Consider the following 21,584-nt stretch of genomic DNA (forward strand, 5'->3'; position numbering starts at 1 on the left):
GAAAGAAAGAGAATGCAGACAACAACGAGAAAGCTACACAGAGATAATCACACAGCGCCCCTTTACGGGTAGCGCTGTGTTAACCAGAAATATCGCTAATGGCCAGTGCCAGCACAGACGAGATAGCCAGGTGCTGGCTTGTACTAAAAGGGTGGTCACCCCTTACAACTCGCCCCTTGCCACATACACGCGGTATTTATATTTATTGCTCACTCATACCGCCAGATGGGTGTCTTTATGTTTTAACGACTGAAGTTTACGCGCAGAAACCGCTTCAATCTCATTTAATGGCACCCCTTTCGTTTCTGGCACAAACCGGGAAATAAAGAGATAACATACGATATTAAACACAACAAAAATCCACATTGAAAACGCGCCGCCAAATTTTTCCTGCAGATAAACGTTGTCATTTATAATCGGGAATACCAGTGAAATCATAAAGTTGGCAATCCACATTAAGCTCACCGCCAACCCCATCCCAAAGCCTTTGATTTTTTCCGGGAAAACTTCAGAAATAAGTACCCAGGCACCGACACTCCAGCTAATCGCGAACAACAGCATGAAGAACAGAATACCGAAAATAGTAATGTACCCGGTATCGTGCGTATACAGTCCCCAGGAGGCAATTAACAGACCGATAATCGAGCCAATAGTCCCAATTTTCATAATCGGAATACGGCCATAACGGTCAAATAAGATCATCCCAATAAAGCTCCCCACCATATTACATACCGCAATAAAAATGGTTTGGAACATCACCACTTCCGTACTGGAGTTTTGCAACACCAATGGGGCGTAATAATTCATCACATTCACCCCGGTAAACTGCTGCAAAATAGCAATGCAGCACCCCACCACCAGGATATATTTCAGAACCGGCGAGTTTTTCAGGTTTTCCGAACGGTTACCCTCCGCAGCCTGTACCGGCGAGGTATCCGCTTTCATACTGTCAAACACATTACGAACTTCCTGCGTACTGAAACCACTGTACACTTTTTCCAGCACTTTCAATGCCCTGGATTCCCCTTTATTATTACGCGCACACCAGGCCGGGGACTCCGGCAAGAACAACGTAATCACCAGCATCGCGATTGATGGCACAACCTGTGCAAACAGCATGGTTTTCCAGCCATGGGCCACCAGCATATCGGCAGACATGCCTTTCGCTATCATATAGTTAACGATAAACACTACCACCTGGCCAAACACGACGGTGATGTTATAAATCCCCAGCGCTTTCCCCCGGATTTCTGCCGGAGCCAGTTCAGACATATACATCGTGGACGCTGTCCCCGCCATGCCGACTGCGAACCCGCAAATAATCCTTGAAACAGAAAAGATAACAAAGGATTCACTAAGCGCAGCCCCCAGAGAAGACACGATAAAGATCACTGCGATGATCAATAGTGCAACTTTGCGCCCTAGTTTGTCGGCAATTTTTCCGCCGCACAACGCACCGACAATACACCCGATAACAATGCTGGACACCGCCCAGCCTGTTTCTGTCGGTGATAACTGGTAGAACTTTTGTAAAGGCAGCACAACCCCTGTAATCACCGCCGTTGAATACCCAAACATCAGCCCGGCCAGCGCCGCAATACAGCAGAGCGCATAAACATAAGCCGAATTGTACTTACTTTTCTGAGACATACCCCCTCCCTTGCCCGTATAGATAATTCGCATCACACATAACTAAAAATGTTTTTTTATTTTCTATCATTTTGGAAAAAAGATTCCATGCAAGAGATCACGAAAATGCGAAAATGAAGGCAGAGACAAAAAAGTGCAGTAAAAAGCAGGATTACTAAAAAACGCAGAAAAATAAATTTAAATGAATAAAATCAATAAAATAAAAACAAATAGCATTAAAAAACAACAGAAAAAACGCGCGTTTCCCCAGGAAAACACAATCTTAAATGTGACAAGTTTATCAAAACATAAATTCCATTATTGATAATAATGAAATTAAAAATTAGTTTACGAAATGAGAATTCTCACTATAAACGCCGGTCTGGCCAGGCCAGTTACCGGCCCGAGATGAAGTCATTTATTTGCATTGAGATGGCAAAGAAATGAAGCTTATTCTGGAGAAAAACTACCTATGTCCTCATCATCAGATGGTCGTTATAACACCAGCTACATATTACGCATCTGTGCAATTGCAGCGCTGGGAGGCATACTCTTCGGCTATGACACAGCCGTAATTTCAGGTGCCATCGGCTCCCTGACCTCTTACTTCCACTTATCCCCGGCAGAAACAGGCTGGGCAGTTTCCTGTGTTATCGTAGGTTGCGTGGCAGGATCGTTTTTTGCTGGTTACTTATCTAAACGCTTTGGGCGGAAAAAATCCTTGATGCTCGCAGCGCTTTTGTTCACGATTTCCGCAATTGGAACATCGCTTTCATATACCTTCACGCATTTCGTTATTTTCCGCATCATTGGCGGTCTTGCCGTTGGCCTCGCAGCGACGGTTTCCCCCATGTATATGTCTGAAGTGTCGCCTAAACACATGCGTGGCCGGGCACTCAGTATGCAGCAATTTGCCATTGTGTTTGGGCAAATACTGATTTTTTACGTGAACTATAAAATTGCGTCGATTGCCACTGAGTCCTGGCTTATCGATCTGGGCTGGCGCTACATGTTTGCCGCAGGGGTACTGCCTTGCATCCTGTTCTGTATTCTGGTTTTTGTGATTCCAGAATCCCCACGCTGGACCATGATGGTTGGTCGGGAAGAAGAAACGCTGGACATTCTGACCCGGATTTCCAATGCAGAACATGCCAAACACCTGCTGGCAGATATTAAACTTTCTCTACAAAGCGACTTACTGAATAAAAAACAAAAAATTAATTACCGGGATGGTAAGGTCCGTTTCATTCTGTTCATTGGTTGCATGATAGCCATGCTGCAACAAGTGACCGGGGTGAATGTCATGATGTATTACGCCCCTATTGTACTGAAGGATGTCACCGGCAGTGCGCAAGAAGCCTTGTTCCAGACCATCTGGATCGGGGTTATTCAATTGATTGGGTCCATTATTGGGGCCATGATAATGGATAAAATGGGCCGCGTTTCATTAATGCGCAAAGGCACTATCGGCAGTATCTTAGGGCTGTTGTTTACCTCATGGGCGCTCTATACCCATGCAACCGGGTATTACACCCTGTTCGGCATGTTGTTCTTCATGATTTTCTATGCACTTTCCTGGGGGGTTGGCGCCTGGGTATTGATTTCCGAAATCTTCCCTAACCACATGCGTTCACAGGGGATGAGTATTTCGGTTGCCTTTATGTGGATGGCGAACTTTGCCGTGTCACAGTCATTCCCAATGATTAATGAAAACCCCTACCTGCTGTCACATTTCCACGGTGCATTCCCCATGTGGATATTCGCCGGATGCTGCCTCTTAAGCTACTTCTTTATCTGCCGCTATTTGCCAGAAACCAAAGGTGTTTCACTGGAAAAAATGGAAGCAGTGGTTCTGGCGAAACGAGGTGGGAAAGACGCCAGTATTCAGGCTGAAAGCTACTCGAAATAAGCAACACTGGTGGTCAGTAACATCTGGCCATCTTGCACATCTGCTTGCCAATAAAGGGAAAATAACGATACTCCATTTTTCCCTTTATTTATTTTTCTCTGCCGACTGTGTTTTCCCTTCTGAATAAAGCTCAGAACCGGACGGGAAAACATACGCGCCTGAACAAGCTATAAAAAAAGGAAAACCATTGTTTTCCTTTTTTGTCTGCCATAAAACCATGGAGATGCCAGCAGGCTTCAGTCAGAAGATAAAGCCAGGGACACAGCCAACGTTTGTGCCAGACACATTGATGCAACCTGAGAACGAAAACCATCAACCTGCGCCTCGCGCACAACAAAGCAGACATCACTGAACGCAGCCAGAGGGCTTACCTGGCTATCAGTAATCGCAATATGATGGGCACCACGCCTGGCCCCCAGCTCCACCAATTCTACAACTTCCTGTGCATAGGGCGAATAACTGATAGCAATCACTACGTCATTCGGGCTTATCAAACTTAATTGTTCAGAAAACATTCCCCCCAAACCGTCAATAAGAAATGCCCGGCGTTCGAGGTGACGCAATGCATAGGTTAGATAACTGGCAACACTGAATGAACGCCTCAGGCCAATAATATAAATGTTCTCCGCTTTTGCCAGCATAGCGATAGCGGTTTCCAATTGTTCATTTTTGATTTGCACAGGCAATTGCTGAAGGACTTGTGCATTTACCATAGTAAATAGTTTCAGGACCTCACCTGGTTTTTCAGGTGAAGGCGCGTTTTCATCCGCATTTTTTTGGCGAAACAGACGAGCCCGCTCGGTGTAGCTCACTGTTTCCTCCATAAGATGCTGGCGAAACACCTGTTTCATTTCATTAAAACCACTAAAACCGAATGCATTGGCAAAGCGGATCAATGTAGAGGGTGGAACATCGGCGTGTTTGGCAATAGAAGCCACAGTGTCAAACGCAACGCTATTGCTATTATCAAGCATATACTGCGCAACTTGCTTAAGCCGTTTACTTAATGAATCATAGCGACTGCGTATTTCATCCTGAAGTAAGGAAAGCTGTGTTTGATGTTTTGACATTTTTGAAACTCAAAGTAGAACGAAAATTTCGTTAATGATTAAGTTAGCATATTGACATAGAATATTCATTCAACCGTTTGTAAAACTTGATACTGATCCCGGTACGAAAATCCATCAGCATAATTAAACGCAACGCCCCCCATCACAAGCCAGAGCCCAGAAACTCGCGCTAAAATCCCGCGTTAACCGAAGTTGAAAAAGTAGCATCAATCTGGCGGGGATGTGAAATTTCCAGAAAAGCACATAAAAAATCAACACATGGAGGCATGGCAACCACGGAAAGGAGGCTATATTTTTCGAAAAACCAGTGTGAAGAATGGTGAAATAAAAACTGAGAAAGGAATAAGAAGTAAGGAATAACGAAACTGTGCCCGGGCTACATTTGTTAGAGGAAGCATGGTGTTCATGTACAACCGGGAGCATTACATGTAAAACAGGCAACGGTAATCAGCTTACCGTTGCAAAGCGTATACTGATTTACTTCCCAGGCGCCACACCCTCTTTCGGCGGCTTGCATCCGTCTGGTGGTGGCAGTGGCTTATCATCTTTGCCCATGGGTGGTTGTTTACCCTCAGGCGGAGGAAGTGGTTTACCGTCACTGCCTTTTGGTGGTTCAGGTGGCTTTTTGCAATCTACCTGGTGAGTGGTGGATGCCGTTTCAGCAGCCTGAACACTGGCAAAAGTAAACATGGCACTGGCCGCGGCCAGTAACGCTATCGCAAATTTGCGCATATTATTGTCCCAGAAGTTTTTTGCGTATTCTGGCCCCATACCCACCAAAAATTGTGAGTAATTTGCGGCACAAATCAGGATAAATGTGTCAAATTATGTCAAAAAAACCACAAACATTTTAAAGTCTTCTCATCATCGATTCACGCCTTGAGCTCAGCCCACCATTGGCGCAGTATAAAACCCGGACAGATAAAAAAAGACCAATAACCCCATCGATTTCACGTTGCCGTTCCCCAGGCTACGCCTTTCATCCACCTTCTGCGAACAGTGGAGCCTTGTGCGCGTAACGTGAACGACAAGGGGGCACGCAAGAGGATGAACACAACGTGAAAACAGGAATACGTATACAAGCGCAACACCTTCATCAGTTTATTGAAGCGCTCTTTCGCCATGCGGGAAGTGAAGCCGAAGAAGCCAGCCGGGTGGCTGACCACCTGGTCGCGGCGAACTTATCCGGGCACGACTCCCACGGTGTCGGCATGATCCCAAGCTATATCAACTCCCTGAAACTGGGATATTTACAACTGAACCAGCACGCAAAAATCGTGCGTGATGCCGGTGCCATCGTCACGGTTGATGGCAATGCCGCCTTTGGTCAGGTCGCGGCACTGGAAGCTATCAATATGGGGATTGAAAAGGCGCGCCAGTTTGGTATTGCCGCCGTGGCATTACATAACGCACACCACATTGGCCGTATTGGCTACTGGGCTGAACAGTGCGCCGCTGCCGGGTTTATCTCTATCCATTTTGTGAATGTCCCGGGCGACCCAATGGTCGCCCCTTTCCGCGGCACCGACAGCCGTTTTGGCACCAACCCTTTCTGCGTGGTATTCCCACGCAAAGATAAAGACCCGCTCTTGCTGGATTTCGCCACCAGCGCCATTGCGTTCGGTAAAACCCGGGTTGCCTGGCATAAAGGCCAGCACGTACCGGAAGGCTGCCTGATTGATTCACAAGGCGTTCCCACCACCGACCCGGCAGTGATGCAGACACCGCCTTTAGGTGCGCTGCTCACCTTCGCACAACACAAAGGGTATGCGCTGGCAACCATGTGTGAAATTATGGGCGGCGCTTTATCTGGCGGGAAAACAACCCATAAAGAAACACTGCACGACAGCGTTGACGCAATTTTTAATGGTATGACAACCATTATCCTAAACCCGGAAATGTTTGGTGCGCCCGAAATGGAAGAAGAAGCGGATGCGTTTATCAATTGGGTGAAGGCCTCACCGCAGGCAACAGATGAACCCATTCTGATTCCCGGTGAATGGGAAGCAACCAACCGTACAATACGCAGAGCAGAAGGGATCCCTCTGGATAACGGCAGTTGGCAGGCTATTTGTGAAGCCGCACTGGAAGCAGGTATGCCACAAGAAGAACTGGAGCAGTTTCGCCAGCTCGTTCATTGAGTAACACTACAGACCAGGGTGAGTCATCCCCTGGTCATCACCGGAGCGTCACGGTATAAAACGCACTAACCGACAAAAAAACACATATAACCAACTGATAAATATAGTTTTCACCAAAAATCATCATTCAAATTTTTTGAACCCTTGTTGCAATTTTTTAGATTTCTCTCCAGTAAATAGGCGGTTATGCTGCGCGGGTGACAATTACTCTTAGTACATATTCAGGGATATATTATGTTAACCAGCCTTTATTCTCGTTTTTCCAGCGCGGTAGATCACCCGGACTTCGCCCGCCTGTTGCTGCGCCTTGTATTTGGCATCCTGATGTTATTTCACGGTGCTGCAAAAATACATAATGGTGTTGAGTGGATAAAACCCATGCTCGCAGCCCATGGTGTACCCGGTTTTGTCGCCTATGGTGCTTATATTGGTGAGGTCATTGCGCCAGTGCTGATTATTGTTGGCCTGCTTACCCGCGTTGCTGGCCTGGTTTATGCGTTTAACCTGGTTGTCGCGGTGCTGCTGGTTGGGATGGGAAATTTCTTTGTGCGCACCCAGGTTGGCGCATGGGCACTGGAAACAGAAGCGCTGTATTTCTTCGGCGGCATTTTCATTATGTTGCTGGGTGCAGGCAAATACTCACTGTTTAAAGGTAAACTCAGCTAAGTATATTTCAGTCCGGCAGAGCCAAATCTGCCGGATATTTCCCACACACGCTGCACAACCGCAAAAAACGGCAATACTGTATTAACCTTTATTGTGTCCTTTCCTTACAGGTTAACCAGGAGCCAGCTTATGCCCCGTCTCAGCGCTAAAGATTTTCCTCAGGAATTACTGGATTACTACGATTACTATGCCCATGGGCGTATCACCAAGCGAGAGTTTCTCGCTAAAGCAGCACGATACGCAGTAGGTGGGGCGACAGCGCTCAGCCTGCTTAATGCACTGAGCCCCAACTATGCACTGGCAACTCAAGTCGAATTTACAGACCCGGATATTCTGCCTGAATACATACACTACCCTTCGCCACAAGGCCATGGAGACGTTCGCGCCTATTTCGTTCGCCCGGCGAAAATGGATGGCAAACGCCCGGCCGTCGTTGTCGTGCATGAAAACCGTGGGTTAAATCCGTATATAGAAGATGTGGCACGGCGAGTGGCAAAAGCCGGTTACCTGGCACTGGCACCTGATGGCCTGAGTTCTGTGGGCGGCTACCCGGGCAATGACGATAAAGGGCGCGAATTACAGACACAGGTAGACCCAACAAAGCTAATGAACGATTTTTTTGCTGCCGTGAGTTTTATGCTGTCACACCCACAAAGTACCGGAAAAGTGGGCATAACGGGGTTTTGTTATGGTGGAGGGGTTGCTAATGCTGCGGCTGTTGCCTTCCCCGAACTGGCTGCAGCTGTGCCTTTTTATGGCAAGCAGCCGCCGGCAGAGAGCGTACCCGGCATCCGGGCTCCACTGTTGTTACATTACGCCGGGCGGGATACGCGCATAAATGAAGGCTGGCCCGCTTATGAAGCGGCCCTGAAAGCTAACAACAAAATCTATGAAGCCTGGGTGTACCCGGATGTGAACCATGGTTTTCACAATGATTCCACACCCCGTTATGACCAGGTAGCCGCAGACCTTGCCTGGCAGCGCACATTAGCCTGGTTTGAACGCTACCTGAGTTAACGCCACATACGGGCGGGGCTTTATACTTTATCGTGCCAGTAAGCAACCGTGCGAACCAGTTGCCCGTCCCGCCCTTCACTCAACTGATCGCCGAGTTGCTTGGCAACCTTACCTTCACCCGTCACCCAAATGAAATAATCCTCTTCAGGAATGGTCAGAGCCAGTGCATGGCGCGCCACAGTTTCAGGGCTTTCGCCAACAAACCATTCGATATTCACACCCGGTTCAGTGGTTAAATATTCACAAGCTTGCTGGCTGTGCACAGAAACCAGCGCTGTAACCTGCCCCTGAAACTGGCGGGCGTTAAGTTCGGCCAGGCGGCGGCGTAATGCAGGCATGCCAGACTCATCACAAACATAGAGTTGCCAGTGATACTCAGTGGGAACAATCAGTGAACCCCGTGGCCCGCCCATATACAGCGTATCGCCAGGTTTGGCCTGCACAGCCCAGTCACTTGCCACACCGCCATCATGGATATAAAAATCCACTGTCAGTTCTTGCGTGGACGGGTCATAAATTGGCGTGTAATCACGTGCAGGAGGGCGAACGTCATTCTGCCAGACAATGCCATCTTCACCTGCAACAGGCGGTACAAAACCACTATCAGGCTCAGGGAAAAAGAGTTTGATATGGTCGTCAAAACCTTTTGATTCAAAACCTTCCAATTCAGCGCCACCGGCCACAATACGCTGAAAGTGGCCAGCAACCTGTTCAGTGCGCATCACTGTCAGTTTTCGAAAGCGTAATGCATTACGGGCACGGCGAGGATAGTGTGTTGTTGCAGAGCGAGGTTGTGTCATAGGGGCTCCAGTATAGTCTGCTGTAGTTTAATTTTAGATATATCTAATCACGATTAATGATAATGATTGTTATCTGTGATTTATGCAAGTAAAAATTTGATATATCAGTTAGCGTTATCAACCCAAATCACGCATAAAATTTAATTTGTTAAAAATCAATAAATTAAAACAAAAAAGAAAAAACATCAGATCTAAAATTTGCCAAAAAACGAAATCAGATATAGTTTAGATATATCTATACAGCACCTGTCATTAAGAAATTGAATGCAATAACAGGTGCGCAAATTACACACAACAATGAGGTTATACCCTATGAGAGATTTTTTCCGTTTACAGATGCGCCACGATGACGGGCGCGGAGAAGAAGGCGAAGGGCGCCGCCATGGCAGAGGCCGCCACAGCCGTATGGAAGGTGAGGAACAAAACCGTGAAATGCGTGGCCGCACAGTACGTGGGCACGGAGAACGGAGCCGTGGTGGCCGTGGTGAGCGTGGTGAGTGCGACACGAATGAACGTGGTGGACATCGCCGTAAACGTTTCTTTGGTCATGGCGAACTACGGATCGTAGTGCTCGATATTCTGTCCCAGGATGCCAGCCACGGTTATGAGCTCATCAAGTCCATCGAAAACATGACGGAAGGCCATTATGTTCCGAGTGCGGGCGTCATCTACCCCACGCTGGATTTTCTTGAGTCCAACAAACTGATTCACCTGGAAGATGAAGAAAACGGGCGCAAAAAAATCACCATTACTGAACTGGGGCAGCAATGGTTAGCAGCACACAACGAGGAACGAACCCAAATTAAAGAACGCATTGCAGCTAAAGCAGTAGGCCGTAAACTGCGGGCAAACCCGGAGATGAAACGGGCGCTGGACAACATCAAAGCAGTGCTGGATTTGAAAGTGAATCAGCAAGGTGCCGAGCCTGCCACGCTCAAACAAATTATCGGTATCATTGATAAAGCCGCACTGGATATTTCACAGCTGGATTAAAAAGCAAGCAACCAGCCCGCAGGCTGGCCGCTTACCTGGGGAGTGGTTAACGGACCAGGCCGCTGAACTGGCCCAGTACCTGGTCAATGATTGCAAGGCCTTGTTTCACTTCGTCGGCAGTAACTGTGCAGGGGGGAACCACATGAATGCGGTTTTCCACCACAAAGCTCAGTAACCCGGCTTCGGTCAACGCCAGCTTGATAGCCGCCATATCGGCTGCAGCGACGGGTGTTTTGGTTTCAGGGTTGGTCACCAGTTCCAGAGCCTGGAATACGCCAACCCCACGCACTTCACCCACCAGCGCATATTTTTCTGAAAGCGCATTCAGGCCGGCACGTAATACGCCATCACCCACCTGTGCGGCATTTTCCACAACGTTTTCTTCTTTCATTGCGTCCAGCGTGGCGACAATCGCCGCCATCGCCAGCGGGTGCCCGGAATAAGTCAGGCCGCCGGCAAAAAAGTGGTCATCAAAGTAATGGGAAATGGCTTCAGAAATCAGTACACCACCTGCCGGTACATAACCTGCGTTCACCCCTTTTGCGAAGGTGATAAGGTCAGGCACCACGTCATCATGTTCAAACGCAAACCAGCGGCCGGTGCGGCCAAAACCGGCCATCACTTCGTCCAGAATCAGGACAATGCCAAATTCGTCGGCCAAAGCACGCACACCTTTCATATACCCTGCTGGCGGTACCAGAATGCCTGCGGTACCAGGAATACTTTCCAGTAAAATAGCGGCAATAGAAGCCGGGCCTTCGCATTCAATAATACGGCGCAAATGCTGTAACGCACGCGCGCACTCTTCTTGCTCGTTGGTGGCATTGAACTCAGAGCGGTACAGATACGGGTTGAAGAAATGCACATGGCCGCGAGAATACTCGTTTGGTACACGGCGCCAGTCACCGGTCGCAGCAATCGCACTACCGGTATTACCGTGATAAGAGCGGTAGGCTGACAGCACTTTATCGCGCCCGGTGTATAAACGCGCCATACGAATCGCGTTTTCGTTGGCATCGGCACCGGCGTTAGTAAAGAAGACTTTATGGAAACCCGCGGGTGCCAGTTCCACAATGCGTTTTGCGGCTTCACCACGCGCCAGGTTAGCTGTTGCCGGGGCAATCGTCACCAGCTCTTCAAGCTGTGCTTTCATGGCTGCCAGCACTTTAGGGTGCTGATAACCAATATTGACGTTAACTAACTGGCTGCTGAAATCGAGGTAATTTTTACCGTCGTAATCCCATAACTGGCAGCCTTTTGCGCCAGCAATAACTAATGGGTTCAGGTTGCCCTGCGCAGACCATGAGTGAAATACATAAGAACGGTCCAGCTGACGCACATCGTTATTTGTTAGAAAATTCTCGCCCTGTAATGCCAGTTTCATACCTGCCCTCCTGAATCTTACGCTCAACATTTCGGTCAAAACCCTTGAATTCATCCTGACCCCGTAGCAACCAGACCAGGTAGAGCCAGAAGCAGATTTTTACTGTGACAAGAGGTGTCACAAGCCAGTCAGCCATCTGGCTCTGTCTCATGCCTTCACCGCTTCTTATAGTGCGGACTGACCCTTGCGTTATTCAGTCTTCTTTAAAGGAGTGGAAAATGTCCGAAAAGCAGGTTGCCTTTATTACTGGAGCAACATCAGGTTTTGGTGAAGCAGCTGCCCATTATTTTGCAGAACATGGCTGGTCACTGGTGCTCAGCGGACGCCGCTTATCCCGGCTCGAAGCATTAAAAGATGCCCTTGCGGGAAAAGTACCTGTACATATTATTGAGCTCGATGTGCGTGACTCAGACGCAGTGAAAAGTGCAGTAGCCAGCCTGCCTGAAGAATTTACCGATGTGAAAGCACTCATTAATAACGCCGGGCTGGCGCTCTCACCCATGCCGTCTCAGAAAGTGGATCTGGAAGACTGGCAAACCATGATTGATACCAATGTGAAAGGACTGGTGAGCGTCACCCATGCATTGCTGCCAACGCTGATTAAACACGGTGCTGGTGCCAGTATTATTAACATTGGCTCTATTGCAGGCCAGTGGCCGTACCCGGGTAGCCATGTGTATGGCGCAACCAAAGCGTTTGTAAAACAGTTCAGCTATAACCTGCGTTGCGATTTACTGGGAACCGGAGTGCGTGTAACCGACCTCGCACCAGGCATTGCGGAAACAGAATTTACCCTGGTGCGTACTAAAGGGGACCAGGCGGCATCAGATAACCTCTACCGTGGTACCACTCCGCTCAGTGCGCAGGATATTGCAGAGCAGATGTATTACATCGCTACACTGCCGGATCACATGAATATCAACCGTATTGAGGTGATGCCGGTTCGCCAGGCATGGAACCCGTTTGCTATCGACCGGGATTAACAATCACCACCTCCTTACGAGGTGGTTTACGGCTGACAAAAAAATAATGCCCGCACAACTGCGGGCATTATTATTGCTGGCTACATGGGAATAACACACATCTCAGCGCGTGGTCGCCAAAAAGCGTTGCACACGTTCAGAATCTGGGTTGGTGAAGAATTTTTCAGGGGCGGCTTTCTCAATCAACACCCCTTTTTCCAAAAATACCACCTGGTCTGATACCTGGCGGGCAAAATCCATTTCGTGGGTGACAACAACCATGGTGTAGCCTTCCGCTGCCAGGGATTTCATAACCGCCAGAACTTCGCCAACCAGTTCTGGATCAAGCGCTGACGTTGGTTCATCAAACAGAATCACTTCCGGCGACATGGCTAGCGAGCGGGCAATGGCCACACGCTGTTTCTGCCCACCAGAGAGCGTAATGGGGTAGCTGTCAGCCTTGTGGTTCATGCCCACTTTTTCCAGTTGTTTATGGGCAATTTCGTTGGCTTCGGCACGTTTGAGGCCTTTAACGTGCAGCAATGCCTCTGTCACGTTTTGCAGCACGGTCAGGTGCGGCCACAAATTAAAGCTCTGGAATACCATGCCTACACGCTCACGTACTTTCGACAGCTCACGGTGAGACATATGTTTGCCACTGTCATCCACCCCGATACGGCTACCAGAAATACGAATTTCACCACGATCAGGCTGCTCCAGCCAGTTCATGCAACGCAGCAGCGTGGATTTACCAGAACCCGATGAACCCAGGATACTAACCACTTCCCCTTTTTGCACATCCAGGTTGATATCACGTAACACTTCCACATTATCGAATTGCTTCGAGACATTTTTAATACTGACCGCCGCATTCTCAGGCATGGGTAATTCCTCGTTTCGCGCCATAGCTATTCAGGCGTTTAATCAACAACTCAAGCAGCACACTGACACCCCAATACAGGCCAATGGCAACAATAAATGCATTAAATGGAATGAAATAAGTCGCCTGGACACTGTTTGCTGCAGCAGTAATTTCCTGCACAGTAATAATGCACAAGAAAGCAGTATCTTTCAGGCAGATAATCAACTGGTTACCCATCAGTGGCAATGCGCCGGAAAAAATATTTGGTGTAATAATCCGGGTGAAGGTTTTATAACGGGAAAAACCTTGCGCAGTCGCTGCTTCGATGTAGCCAGTCGAAAAAATACGCCGTTGGCTACGCAAAATCTCATAAAAATACGCACTGTGATAAATAATCAGTGAGACCAGCCCGGCTGTCCAGGCATCCATACTAATGCCAACTTCAGGTAATCCGTAATAAAGTAAATAAGCCAAAATCAGGAAGGGTACTGCCCGCATCAGGCTTACAAAGTAGTGAATAATGTTATTCAGCACTTTTGATTGCAGCTCGGTTAAGTACAACACTGTAGTACCGATGATAATTCCCGCAATCGCAGTAATAACGAACAATTCAAGAGTTGAAATAAACCCCTGCAGAAACAAATCTCGTGCTGACCAGACTATCGCCCATTGGTTCATAGCGTCTCCAAATACTCTGCTTTACCGCGCCAGGCGTTTCGCTTTACGTTCTGCTAAATTTTGTAATTTAAGCAGCACGCCAATAATGACCACGTACAGTAAACCCGCCGCCAAAATAGGTGATAACGGTTCATAAGTTACTGCAGAAATACGGTTTGTTACCCGGGTTAAATCCACCACGCCGATAACGGCAATCGCCGGACTGCCCTTAATTAAAAAGGACATTTCATTGACCAGCGCAGGCAGGCTTTCAATCCACATTTGTGGCAGCATGATATAGCGGAAATAGGTCCAGCGTTGCATCCCTACCGCTTCCGCGGCTTCTTTTTGCTCTTTGGGGAAATGGGTGAAGGCATTACGCCAAATCTCTGCATTGAATGCAGATGTATTCAGTGTCAGAGCCACAATGGCGGCAATGCTTTTATCCAGATTAATGCCAACCACTGGCAATGAAAGAAACAAAAACAAAACTAAGGTCACCAACGGTGTGGCACGTGCCAGGCTGATGTACAGCACCAGAATGGTGTCCACAACGGGGATCTTCATCATTCGAATAAACGCGATGACCAGACCAATAGACACCCCGAACAGGATAGCGATGCCGGAAATCCACAACGTCGCCCAGGCGCCTTCAAATAATAACTGCCAAGATATCGCGTCCATTTAACGCTCCTTGATACCAAACAAGGCGCAGACCATCAGGCTGCGCCCATTTATTACAGACCTGCTAATTTATGGAACTGTTCAGCACTGGTGATTGGTACAGTTGGCAGATCCGGGTAGGTTTCACCAAACCATTTTTTCTGCAATTCAGCCAGACGACCGGTTTCACGCATGTGATCCATGAATTTGGTCATATATTTCATCAGCTCTGGTGAGTCTTTCGGAATTGGCCAGGCCATATAACCCGGGCCAGAAACTGCCAGACCTTTGGCAAAAACTTTCGGTTTTGTTTTCACCAGATCATTCACAGCAATAACCACGTCAATCACGTAATCCAGACGTTTGTTCGCCAAATCAGCAAAGGCTTCCGGATAGGACTGATATTGAACAACCGGGCCCAGTTCACCACCCTGTTTTTCCAGCATGGCTTTCAGTTCTGGTAAGCGTGCTAATAATGCACTGCCAGCCTGAACACCCACTTTTTTACCAGACAAATCTTTAATGGTATTCAGTGAAGTATCCCCTGCGCGTTTCACAAAATAATGCTGTGCAGAAGCCCATGGTGGCGTGAAATTAAAAACATTCAGGCGTTCATCGGTAACTACCGCCCCGGTCAGAGCCATGTCATATTGCCCGGTAGAAACAGATGCCAATAAGCCAGTCCAGGGTAAAATACTTTGGTCTACATGGAATTTGGCGTATTTACGTAATTCATCCAGCATATCCTTGTTAAAGCCTTCCGCTTTACCATCTTTGATAAAGTTAAACGGCGCGTAGTCATCTTCCGTAACCACTTTCAATGCGCCTGCCTTTTCAATTTCTGGTAAATCACGAGCAGCCACCTGCCAGCTAAAAGCCATTGCCAGCACTGCGGATAAAGTCAAAATGCCCAACTTACTCTTCATAGCGCCACCTTTTTATTTTCTGAAGCCAGATGCATTACGGGAAAGCGTTACCCGAATACGAAGCAAAATATGTGCCGGAAAAGAAATATCCCGTTAAGAATATTCACACCGGGTTGCGTTTTACTCTAGAAAGGTTGTTTGTCACCTGAACAGTGACAGTTTCGCTATGTCGATGTGTCAGATAACCAGAACATGGTACGAAGATTGCTTATGTAGTTACCTATTAAGCCACCGGAGGACCATCACGATGAATCGTCATTATCTGCACATAGAATTTGACCGGTCACGTGGGTTGCAGGAACAAGTCAGAGAAACACTGGTTAACGCTATTTTGAGCGGTATTTTTCCGGTCGACCAGCCTCTGCCTTCCTGCCGCCAGCTTGCCAGCCAGCTCCAGGTGTCACGCAATACCACAGCTCTGGTTTTTGAAGGGCTGGTGAACGATGGCTACCTGATTAGCCGCCCACGCAGTGGTTATTTTCTGCACCCGGATTACCAGGCATGCCAGTACAAAACCACAGAGACTGCACTTCCCGCCGATAACACCGCACCACTTTGGAGCAACCGGTTTAAAGTCGCACCCAGCCAGCAAGAATCCATCATGAAACCCTCCGGCTGGATGCACTATCGCTACCCGTTTATCTATGGGCAGCCTAATACCGCTCAGTTCCCGTTAAGCCAGTGGCGGGCAGCTTCACGCTGGCTCAACAGCGGTGTGGCAGACCAGCGATGGATAATCGATCATATCGATCAGGATGTCCCCATGCTGATTGAGCAGATTCGCACCCGGGTGCTGCCAAAACGCGGAATACTGGCGGCTCCGGATGAAATTCTGATAACCATTGGCTCGCAAAACGCGCTCTATTTACTGACCCGTTTGTTGATGTCGTCGTCAACCCGCGTGGCAGTGGAAAACCCGGGTTACCGTGAAGCTATCAACACCTTTTTGCTCGGTGATGCGCAGATAATTCCCCACGATGTTGACGAAGAAGGTATTACTCTGAGCCAGCCGCCTTGTGATTACTACTATGTTACCCCCGGGCACCAGGTGCCGACAGGTGTGACACTGAGTAGCCAGCGCCGCAAGGCATTGCTTGAGCATGTGACTCGCCATGACGCGGTAATTATCGAAGATGATTACGATTCAGAAAGTAATTTCACGCTCAACCCACCGCCCGCTCTGAAAGCCAGCGATAAACATGGCCGCGTGGTTTATGTCAGCAGCCTGTCCAAAGCGCTTTCGCCAGGGCTACGCCTGGGATTTATGGTGGCCGACCCTGAATTGATTGATGAAGCCCGGGCACTACGCCGCCTGGTGGTTCGCCATGCGCCAACCAATATCCAGTACCAGATGGCGCATTTCCTGGCACAAGGGTATTACGAAACACATCTGCGCCGTTACCATGAAGATTCTGCACGCCGTTGGGAGTTACTGAACCGGTCGCTGGAAACCTGGTTGCCGGAATGCCGCCCGATTCCCGGGAGTGAGCATGCGAATGCTTTCTGGTTAAAAACCCCTGGCGGTATTAATACCCAGCAACTTACCTGGCGCGCAGCTCACGCCGGTGTATTAATTGAACCCGGGGCCCGGCATTTTCTGGATGCCAACCCGCCTGAAACCTTTTTCCGTATGGGCTTTCACGCTATTTCACCGGAAAAAATTGCGCCCGGAGTGGAAGTACTGCGCGAACAGCTCGCGCAGCTATAAACGGCAACCAATACACATCACTACTCTTTGCCCGCTTTTATCTGCCCGTTCTGGCTAACGAATATATTTCCCCGGCGAGCCGGATAAGCTGCCGGTCACTGCCGCAAGGCCCCATTAACGAAAGCCCCAGAGGTGCGCCCTGCAAAGTCGCCAGCGGTATAGTGACCTGTGGCCGGCGAGTCAATACTGCGATACTGAGTAACTCATGAGAAATACGGCGGATATGCTCGATTTCACTGTCACTGGTTGTCAGTAAAGGCGCTACATCCGGGACAGTCGGCATAATAAGTATCCGGTTGCCCAGTTGTTCATTCCACCACTGCGTCACCTGCTCACGTACGGTGATAGCTTCGCTGACCTGGCTGTCGGTAACCTGTTTCCCCCAGGCAAAACGCGCGGCCACATCAGGGCCAAGAACCAACCCTTCACGCTCAATGGTTTCCCCCTGCGCTTGCCAGGATTCCCGCCCCTGAATAACCCGAAAAGCAAGATATGCACTGTCAACATCAGGTAATTCCGCACTAATTTGGTGCACTCCGCCCCGGGTGGAACTGATTGCATCAATAAAGGGCAACAGACATTGCTGGCTGGAGGCCGGCAGGCGCGAAAATAAAGCAGGGTGAATAGCCAGGGATGGTGAAGCTGAATCAACCGTATCTTCAGGCAACAGCACATCACCTACCGCCGCGAATACTGTTGCGTCCCGGGCAAACCACCCGCAGGTATCCATTGATTCAGCCAGCGGCTGGCAGCCATCCAGAGAAATGCGCCCGTGTGTCGGGCGAATGCCAAACAAGCCGCAGTAGCTCGCCGGTGTACGCACCGAACCGCCAGTATCTGTACCTAAGGCGAAATCACAGCACTGGTTAGAAACAGCAGAAGCCGAACCAGAAGATGACCCGCCGGGAATACGCTCCGGCGCTGCGCCATTAACCGGTGTGCCATAGTGATAATTGTGGCCGCTCATTGAGAACGCCATCTCGTTGGTATGGGTTTTACCAATAAATTGCGCGCCGTTATCCAGCAATTGTTGCACGACTGGCGAATTGTTCCTGCGAATACCAGACATAGCCAGAATATGGGGGTTCCCCCCACCTGTGGGGTAACCGGCAACATCAAACAAATCTTTCACCGCAAAAGTTAACCCCGCCAGCGTGCCAACGGGTGCTGATTTAACCGGGGCAAACGGGTAAGGCATAAAAGCCCGAATACTTTTTTCCAACATGTTTTAATCACCTCGTTTTTCAGGTTCAGGCCAACTGGGTTGCCGCTTCTGTTGCGGCCTCTTGCTCCAGTGAGCGCCAACGGTGGCAACTGACCCGATGGCGTTGTGCGACATATTCAGTTTCCGGCACCGTTTGTGAACAGGTGGCACTGGCATGAGGGCAACGGCTGGCGAATGCGCAACCTTCAGGTAAATGCGCTAAATCAGGTGGCGCGCCCGGGATGCAATACAACGCATCGCCTTTTTTCAGGCCAGCTCGTGGGCGGCTGCCAAGCAACACCTGGGTATACGGGTGGCGGGGATGCGCGAGGATTTCCGCCAGCGATGCTTCCTCAACAATGCGCCCGGCATACATCACGGCAACCCGGTCAGCAATTTCTACTGCCGCGCCCATGTCATGGGTGACAAAAATAATCGACAGCCCTTTCGCTTTTTGCAGCTCGCGCAACAAAATCAGGATCTGAATCTGTACCGTGGCATCCAGTGCTGTAGTGGGTTCATCTGCCAGTAACAGGCCTGGGTTGCAGGACAGAGCCAGTGCAATCATGGCACGCTGGCGCATGCCGCCCGACATCTCATGGGGCCAGGCATCAAGGCGGCTTTCCGGGCTGGGGATCTTCACCTGTTGCAAAGCAGACAGCGCCCTTTCCCTGGCTTGTGCGCGTGACAACCCTTCGTGGCGGCGCAGCCCCTCAATAATTTGCTGCCCCACGGTATACACTGGGTCGAAGGCCAGCAGCGGCTCCTGGAAAATCATCGCCGTTTTGGCACCACGAAACTGGCGCAGAGCCGCCGAAGACATAGCCAGCACATCTTCGCCCCCGACATGAATCTTGCCGGTTATGCGTGTGCTGTCGGGTGGGTGCAGGCGCATTAGCGCGCGTAATGTAACGCTTTTCCCCGAGCCAGATTCGCCAATCAGCGCCATCACTTCGCCCTTTTGCACATCAAAAGAGACACCATTTACGGCCTGAATGGTCTGCCCACCGCGGGTAAAGGTGACGTGTAAGTCATTCACTTCAACAAAAGCATCATGCGGCACTGTGCACCTCCCGAACTGAAATCTCGCCGTACCAGGGTGAACCCGGCTGAGCCATCAGGCAGGCGGCCTGGTGCCCTTCACTCACCGTACTCAACTGAGGTTTCACTTGCTGGCAAACCGGTTTTGCCTGCGGGCAACGGGTATGAAACCGGCAACCCGCCGGGGGTGAAATGGGGCTGGGGGGATCCCCCGACAAAGGTGAGGCCAGGGTTCTGTGATTTGGGTCCATCGATGGCATAGAGCTCAGCAGCGCCTGGGTATAGGGGTGCGCCGCACCAGTAAACAGCGCTTCAGCAGGCCCCACTTCCACCACTTCGCCCAGGTACATCACCAGAATACGGTCAGATAACCAGCGAACAACATGTAAGTCATGGCTGATAAACACATAGGTCAAATCCAGGGTGCGTTTTAAATCCTGCAATAGTGTCAGCACCTGAGCTTCCACTGATTTATCCAGCGCGGACACAGCTTCATCCAGAATCACCATACGGGGTTTCATGGCAAGAGCACGGGCAATGTTCACACGCTGGCGCTGGCCACCAGATAACTCATGGGGATAACGCCCGGCAAAGCGAGCCGGATCCAGCCCAACATGAGCCAGCAAATAATGGGCGTACTCCCGGGCTTCACGAGCAGAAACACCATGTACCCGCTGCCCAAACGCAATGCTCTCTTCCATAGTCATACGGGGGTTGAGCGAAGCGTAACTGTCCTGAAACACCATCTGTACCTGGCGGCGGTAAGCTTTCATGGACAGCGCCGCAGAGCCAACACTCTGCCCGTCAAATACCAGTTCGCCTTTATCCTGGGTGAGTAACTGCATTAATAACCGTGCCGTGGTGGATTTGCCGCAACCGGACTCCCCCACCACACCCAGAGTTTCCCCTTTTTTTACTTCAAAATTAACGTTATCTACAGCCTGAACCTGTACCCGCCCTTGTGCGCTACGCACCGGGAAATACTTCACCAGCCCGGAAACACGTAACAAAGGCTGCGCAGGCCCGCCAATATCCTGATTATGAAAAGGTTGCATCCGTTACTCCTTAATGGCCATGGCTGCGCGCAGGCGATCAGCAAGAATATTGAAGGAGATAGACGTGATGAAAATCATCATGCCTGGTAAAGCCGCCACCCAGGGTTGGGTATAAATAGCCGTGCGCAACGTGTTGAGCATCAGCCCCCATTCGGGTTCAGGTGGCCGTACTCCGAGCCCCAGAAAAGAGAGGCCGGAAGCCAGAATCATGCAGACAGAAATTAACCCGGTAGAGAACACAAATACCGGCCCGAGAACATTGCCCAGCACCTGAACGCGAATAATGGTAAAGGCACTCGCTCCCGTGGCTCTGGCCGCATCGATATAATCCATATTGCGCACTTGAGCGGTAACACTTTCAGCGATACGGGCAACCTGGGGCACAAACACCAGAGTCAGGGATAACAACGCATTCCCGATCCCGGCCCCCAACGCGCCAGATAACGCAATGGCCAGCAGAACAGAAGGAAAGGCATAAAACACATCCACAGTGCGCATAATCGCACTGTTTACCCAGCCTCCGGCGTACCCGGCCACGATACCTATCGTCCCGCCGATAAAAAACGCCAGGATTACCGGCATAATCCCCATAAATAGCGATAAACGCGTGCCCAGAATCAACCGCGACAGCATGTCGCGCCCCAGTTCATCAGAACCCAGTGGAAAACCATCAGTCCCAATGGGTTTGAGGCGCAAAAACATGGATGTCTGGTAGGGATCTTTGGTTATCAGCCAGGGACCAGCCACGGCTAAAAACAGCAGAGCGACAATGATGGCAGCGACAAACATGCCGCCGGGGTCTTTTGCCAGCCTCAGTGCGACGCCAGACCAGTAGCCATCTGAAGCCGGAACAACAGGCAATGTATCAGGTGCTTTTGGTGTCACAGAATCAACCAT

At 49.7% G+C, this 21,584-nt stretch carries 20 protein-coding genes; 7 read left to right on the plus strand and 13 right to left on the minus strand.

Features of this window, described 5'->3' with window-relative positions; translation table 11 throughout:
- Window positions 1-213: 213 nt before the first annotated feature.
- Window positions 214-1,650: a sugar porter family MFS transporter gene (locus DT73_RS04620; RefSeq protein ID WP_036104610.1), complete on the minus strand. Its 1,437-nt coding sequence runs from the start codon at window positions 1,648-1,650 to the stop codon at window positions 214-216.
- A gap of 451 nt (window positions 1,651-2,101) precedes the next feature.
- Between DT73_RS04620 and iolT1 the strand changes: the two genes are divergently transcribed.
- Complete coding sequence (gene iolT1, locus DT73_RS04625; protein WP_036104619.1) at window positions 2,102-3,538, plus strand: myo-inositol import MFS transporter IolT1; 1,437 nt, start codon at window positions 2,102-2,104, stop codon at window positions 3,536-3,538.
- A 236-nt stretch (window positions 3,539-3,774) separates the two neighbouring features.
- Here the strand turns inward: iolT1 and iolR are convergent, their stop codons facing one another.
- Window positions 3,775-4,608, minus strand: coding sequence for a myo-inositol utilization transcriptional regulator IolR (iolR, locus tag DT73_RS04630; protein ID WP_036104622.1), 834 nt, complete (start codon window positions 4,606-4,608; stop codon window positions 3,775-3,777).
- A gap of 477 nt (window positions 4,609-5,085) precedes the next feature.
- The gene (locus tag DT73_RS04635; protein ID WP_051691272.1) at window positions 5,086-5,340 is read right to left on the minus strand and encodes a hypothetical protein; all 255 of its coding nucleotides are present in this window, start codon (window positions 5,338-5,340) and stop codon (window positions 5,086-5,088) included.
- 326 nt (window positions 5,341-5,666) lie between these two features.
- Between DT73_RS04635 and DT73_RS04640 the strand changes: the two genes are divergently transcribed.
- The 3 genes from DT73_RS04640 to yghX all read left to right on the plus strand — a co-directional run bounded on the left by DT73_RS04640 (window position 5,667) and on the right by yghX (window position 8,432).
- Entirely contained in the window at window positions 5,667-6,749 is a 1,083-nt protein-coding gene (locus DT73_RS04640; protein ID WP_036104626.1) for a malate/lactate/ureidoglycolate dehydrogenase, read from the plus strand.
- A gap of 234 nt (window positions 6,750-6,983) precedes the next feature.
- Window positions 6,984-7,415, plus strand: coding sequence for a DoxX family protein (locus DT73_RS04645; protein WP_036104627.1), 432 nt, complete (start codon window positions 6,984-6,986; stop codon window positions 7,413-7,415).
- A 129-nt stretch (window positions 7,416-7,544) separates the two neighbouring features.
- Entirely contained in the window at window positions 7,545-8,432 is an 888-nt protein-coding gene (gene yghX / locus DT73_RS04650) for a YghX family hydrolase (RefSeq protein WP_036104629.1), read from the plus strand.
- 20 nt (window positions 8,433-8,452) lie between these two features.
- Here the strand turns inward: yghX and DT73_RS04655 are convergent, their stop codons facing one another.
- Window positions 8,453-9,232 (minus strand): siderophore-interacting protein, encoded by a 780-nt coding sequence (locus tag DT73_RS04655; RefSeq protein ID WP_036104631.1) that lies wholly within the window; start codon window positions 9,230-9,232, stop codon window positions 8,453-8,455.
- 312 nt (window positions 9,233-9,544) lie between these two features.
- Here DT73_RS04655 and DT73_RS04660 point away from each other — a divergent pair, with 312 nt between their 5' ends.
- Window positions 9,545-10,225 (plus strand): PadR family transcriptional regulator, encoded by a 681-nt coding sequence (locus tag DT73_RS04660; protein WP_036104636.1) that lies wholly within the window; start codon window positions 9,545-9,547, stop codon window positions 10,223-10,225.
- A gap of 46 nt (window positions 10,226-10,271) precedes the next feature.
- Here DT73_RS04660 and DT73_RS04665 read toward each other — a convergent pair whose 3' ends face one another.
- Entirely contained in the window at window positions 10,272-11,609 is a 1,338-nt protein-coding gene (locus tag DT73_RS04665; protein WP_036104642.1) for an aspartate aminotransferase family protein, read from the minus strand.
- A 218-nt stretch (window positions 11,610-11,827) separates the two neighbouring features.
- Between DT73_RS04665 and DT73_RS04670 the strand changes: the two genes are divergently transcribed.
- Window positions 11,828-12,592: an SDR family NAD(P)-dependent oxidoreductase gene (locus DT73_RS04670; protein ID WP_036104645.1), complete on the plus strand. Its 765-nt coding sequence runs from the start codon at window positions 11,828-11,830 to the stop codon at window positions 12,590-12,592.
- A 102-nt stretch (window positions 12,593-12,694) separates the two neighbouring features.
- Here the strand turns inward: DT73_RS04670 and DT73_RS04675 are convergent, their stop codons facing one another.
- The 4 genes from DT73_RS04675 to DT73_RS04690 are packed head-to-tail and all read right to left on the minus strand — an operon-like array spanning window position 12,695 to window position 15,679.
- Complete coding sequence (locus DT73_RS04675; RefSeq protein ID WP_036104648.1) at window positions 12,695-13,453, minus strand: amino acid ABC transporter ATP-binding protein; 759 nt, start codon at window positions 13,451-13,453, stop codon at window positions 12,695-12,697.
- On the minus strand, window positions 13,446-14,111 hold the full coding sequence (locus DT73_RS04680; RefSeq protein ID WP_036104651.1) for an amino acid ABC transporter permease: 666 nt from the start codon (window positions 14,109-14,111) through the stop codon (window positions 13,446-13,448). Before DT73_RS04680 ends, DT73_RS04675 begins: the two co-directional genes overlap by 8 nt.
- Window positions 14,112-14,132: 21 nt before the next feature.
- Window positions 14,133-14,774 (minus strand): amino acid ABC transporter permease, encoded by a 642-nt coding sequence (locus DT73_RS04685; RefSeq protein ID WP_036104652.1) that lies wholly within the window; start codon window positions 14,772-14,774, stop codon window positions 14,133-14,135.
- A gap of 53 nt (window positions 14,775-14,827) precedes the next feature.
- The gene (locus DT73_RS04690; protein ID WP_036104655.1) at window positions 14,828-15,679 is read right to left on the minus strand and encodes a transporter substrate-binding domain-containing protein; all 852 of its coding nucleotides are present in this window, start codon (window positions 15,677-15,679) and stop codon (window positions 14,828-14,830) included.
- Between the two features lie 247 nt (window positions 15,680-15,926).
- On the opposite strand from DT73_RS04690, the gene DT73_RS04695 reads away from it, so the two are divergent.
- Window positions 15,927-17,387 (plus strand): PLP-dependent aminotransferase family protein, encoded by a 1,461-nt coding sequence (locus DT73_RS04695; protein ID WP_036104657.1) that lies wholly within the window; start codon window positions 15,927-15,929, stop codon window positions 17,385-17,387.
- A gap of 37 nt (window positions 17,388-17,424) precedes the next feature.
- Here the strand turns inward: DT73_RS04695 and DT73_RS04700 are convergent, their stop codons facing one another.
- The 4 genes from DT73_RS04700 to DT73_RS04715 are packed head-to-tail and all read right to left on the minus strand — an operon-like array spanning window position 17,425 to window position 21,584.
- The gene (locus tag DT73_RS04700) at window positions 17,425-18,612 is read right to left on the minus strand and encodes an amidase (RefSeq protein WP_036104658.1); all 1,188 of its coding nucleotides are present in this window, start codon (window positions 18,610-18,612) and stop codon (window positions 17,425-17,427) included.
- Between the two features lie 25 nt (window positions 18,613-18,637).
- The gene (locus DT73_RS04705; RefSeq protein WP_036104661.1) at window positions 18,638-19,654 is read right to left on the minus strand and encodes an ABC transporter ATP-binding protein; all 1,017 of its coding nucleotides are present in this window, start codon (window positions 19,652-19,654) and stop codon (window positions 18,638-18,640) included.
- Window positions 19,644-20,687, minus strand: a complete 1,044-nt coding sequence (locus DT73_RS04710; protein ID WP_036104664.1) for an ABC transporter ATP-binding protein — start codon at window positions 20,685-20,687, stop codon at window positions 19,644-19,646. The genes DT73_RS04705 and DT73_RS04710 overlap by 11 nt, the downstream gene beginning before the upstream one ends.
- 3 nt (window positions 20,688-20,690) lie before the next feature.
- Window positions 20,691-21,584, minus strand: coding sequence for an ABC transporter permease (locus DT73_RS04715; protein ID WP_036104672.1), 894 nt, complete (start codon window positions 21,582-21,584; stop codon window positions 20,691-20,693).

It is taken from the genome of Mangrovibacter sp. MFB070 (genome assembly GCF_000705335.1).
Classification (GTDB): Bacteria; Pseudomonadota; Gammaproteobacteria; order Enterobacterales; family Enterobacteriaceae; genus Mangrovibacter; species Mangrovibacter plantisponsor.

Coding starts and splice junctions, on each gene's coding strand:
- DT73_RS04655 (WP_036104631.1), bottom strand. CDS start 9,232: ATGACACAACCTCGCTCTGCAACAACACACTATCCTCGCCGTGCCCGT.
- DT73_RS04715 (WP_036104672.1), bottom strand. CDS start 21,584: ATGGTTGATTCTGTGACACCAAAAGCACCTGATACATTGCCTGTTGTT.
- DT73_RS04675 (WP_036104648.1), bottom strand. CDS start 13,453: ATGCCTGAGAATGCGGCGGTCAGTATTAAAAATGTCTCGAAGCAATTC.
- DT73_RS04690 (WP_036104655.1), bottom strand. CDS start 15,679: ATGAAGAGTAAGTTGGGCATTTTGACTTTATCCGCAGTGCTGGCAATG.
- iolR (WP_036104622.1), bottom strand. CDS start 4,608: ATGTCAAAACATCAAACACAGCTTTCCTTACTTCAGGATGAAATACGC.
- DT73_RS04670 (WP_036104645.1), top strand. CDS start 11,828: ATGTCCGAAAAGCAGGTTGCCTTTATTACTGGAGCAACATCAGGTTTT.
- DT73_RS04695 (WP_036104657.1), top strand. CDS start 15,927: ATGAATCGTCATTATCTGCACATAGAATTTGACCGGTCACGTGGGTTG.
- DT73_RS04700 (WP_036104658.1), bottom strand. CDS start 18,612: ATGTTGGAAAAAAGTATTCGGGCTTTTATGCCTTACCCGTTTGCCCCG.
- DT73_RS04685 (WP_036104652.1), bottom strand. CDS start 14,774: ATGGACGCGATATCTTGGCAGTTATTATTTGAAGGCGCCTGGGCGACG.
- DT73_RS04620 (WP_036104610.1), bottom strand. CDS start 1,650: ATGTCTCAGAAAAGTAAGTACAATTCGGCTTATGTTTATGCGCTCTGC.
- DT73_RS04660 (WP_036104636.1), top strand. CDS start 9,545: ATGAGAGATTTTTTCCGTTTACAGATGCGCCACGATGACGGGCGCGGA.
- DT73_RS04665 (WP_036104642.1), bottom strand. CDS start 11,609: ATGAAACTGGCATTACAGGGCGAGAATTTTCTAACAAATAACGATGTG.
- DT73_RS04635 (WP_051691272.1), bottom strand. CDS start 5,340: ATGCGCAAATTTGCGATAGCGTTACTGGCCGCGGCCAGTGCCATGTTT.
- DT73_RS04680 (WP_036104651.1), bottom strand. CDS start 14,111: ATGAACCAATGGGCGATAGTCTGGTCAGCACGAGATTTGTTTCTGCAG.
- yghX (WP_036104629.1), top strand. CDS start 7,545: ATGCCCCGTCTCAGCGCTAAAGATTTTCCTCAGGAATTACTGGATTAC.
- DT73_RS04645 (WP_036104627.1), top strand. CDS start 6,984: ATGTTAACCAGCCTTTATTCTCGTTTTTCCAGCGCGGTAGATCACCCG.
- iolT1 (WP_036104619.1), top strand. CDS start 2,102: ATGTCCTCATCATCAGATGGTCGTTATAACACCAGCTACATATTACGC.
- DT73_RS04710 (WP_036104664.1), bottom strand. CDS start 20,687: ATGCAACCTTTTCATAATCAGGATATTGGCGGGCCTGCGCAGCCTTTG.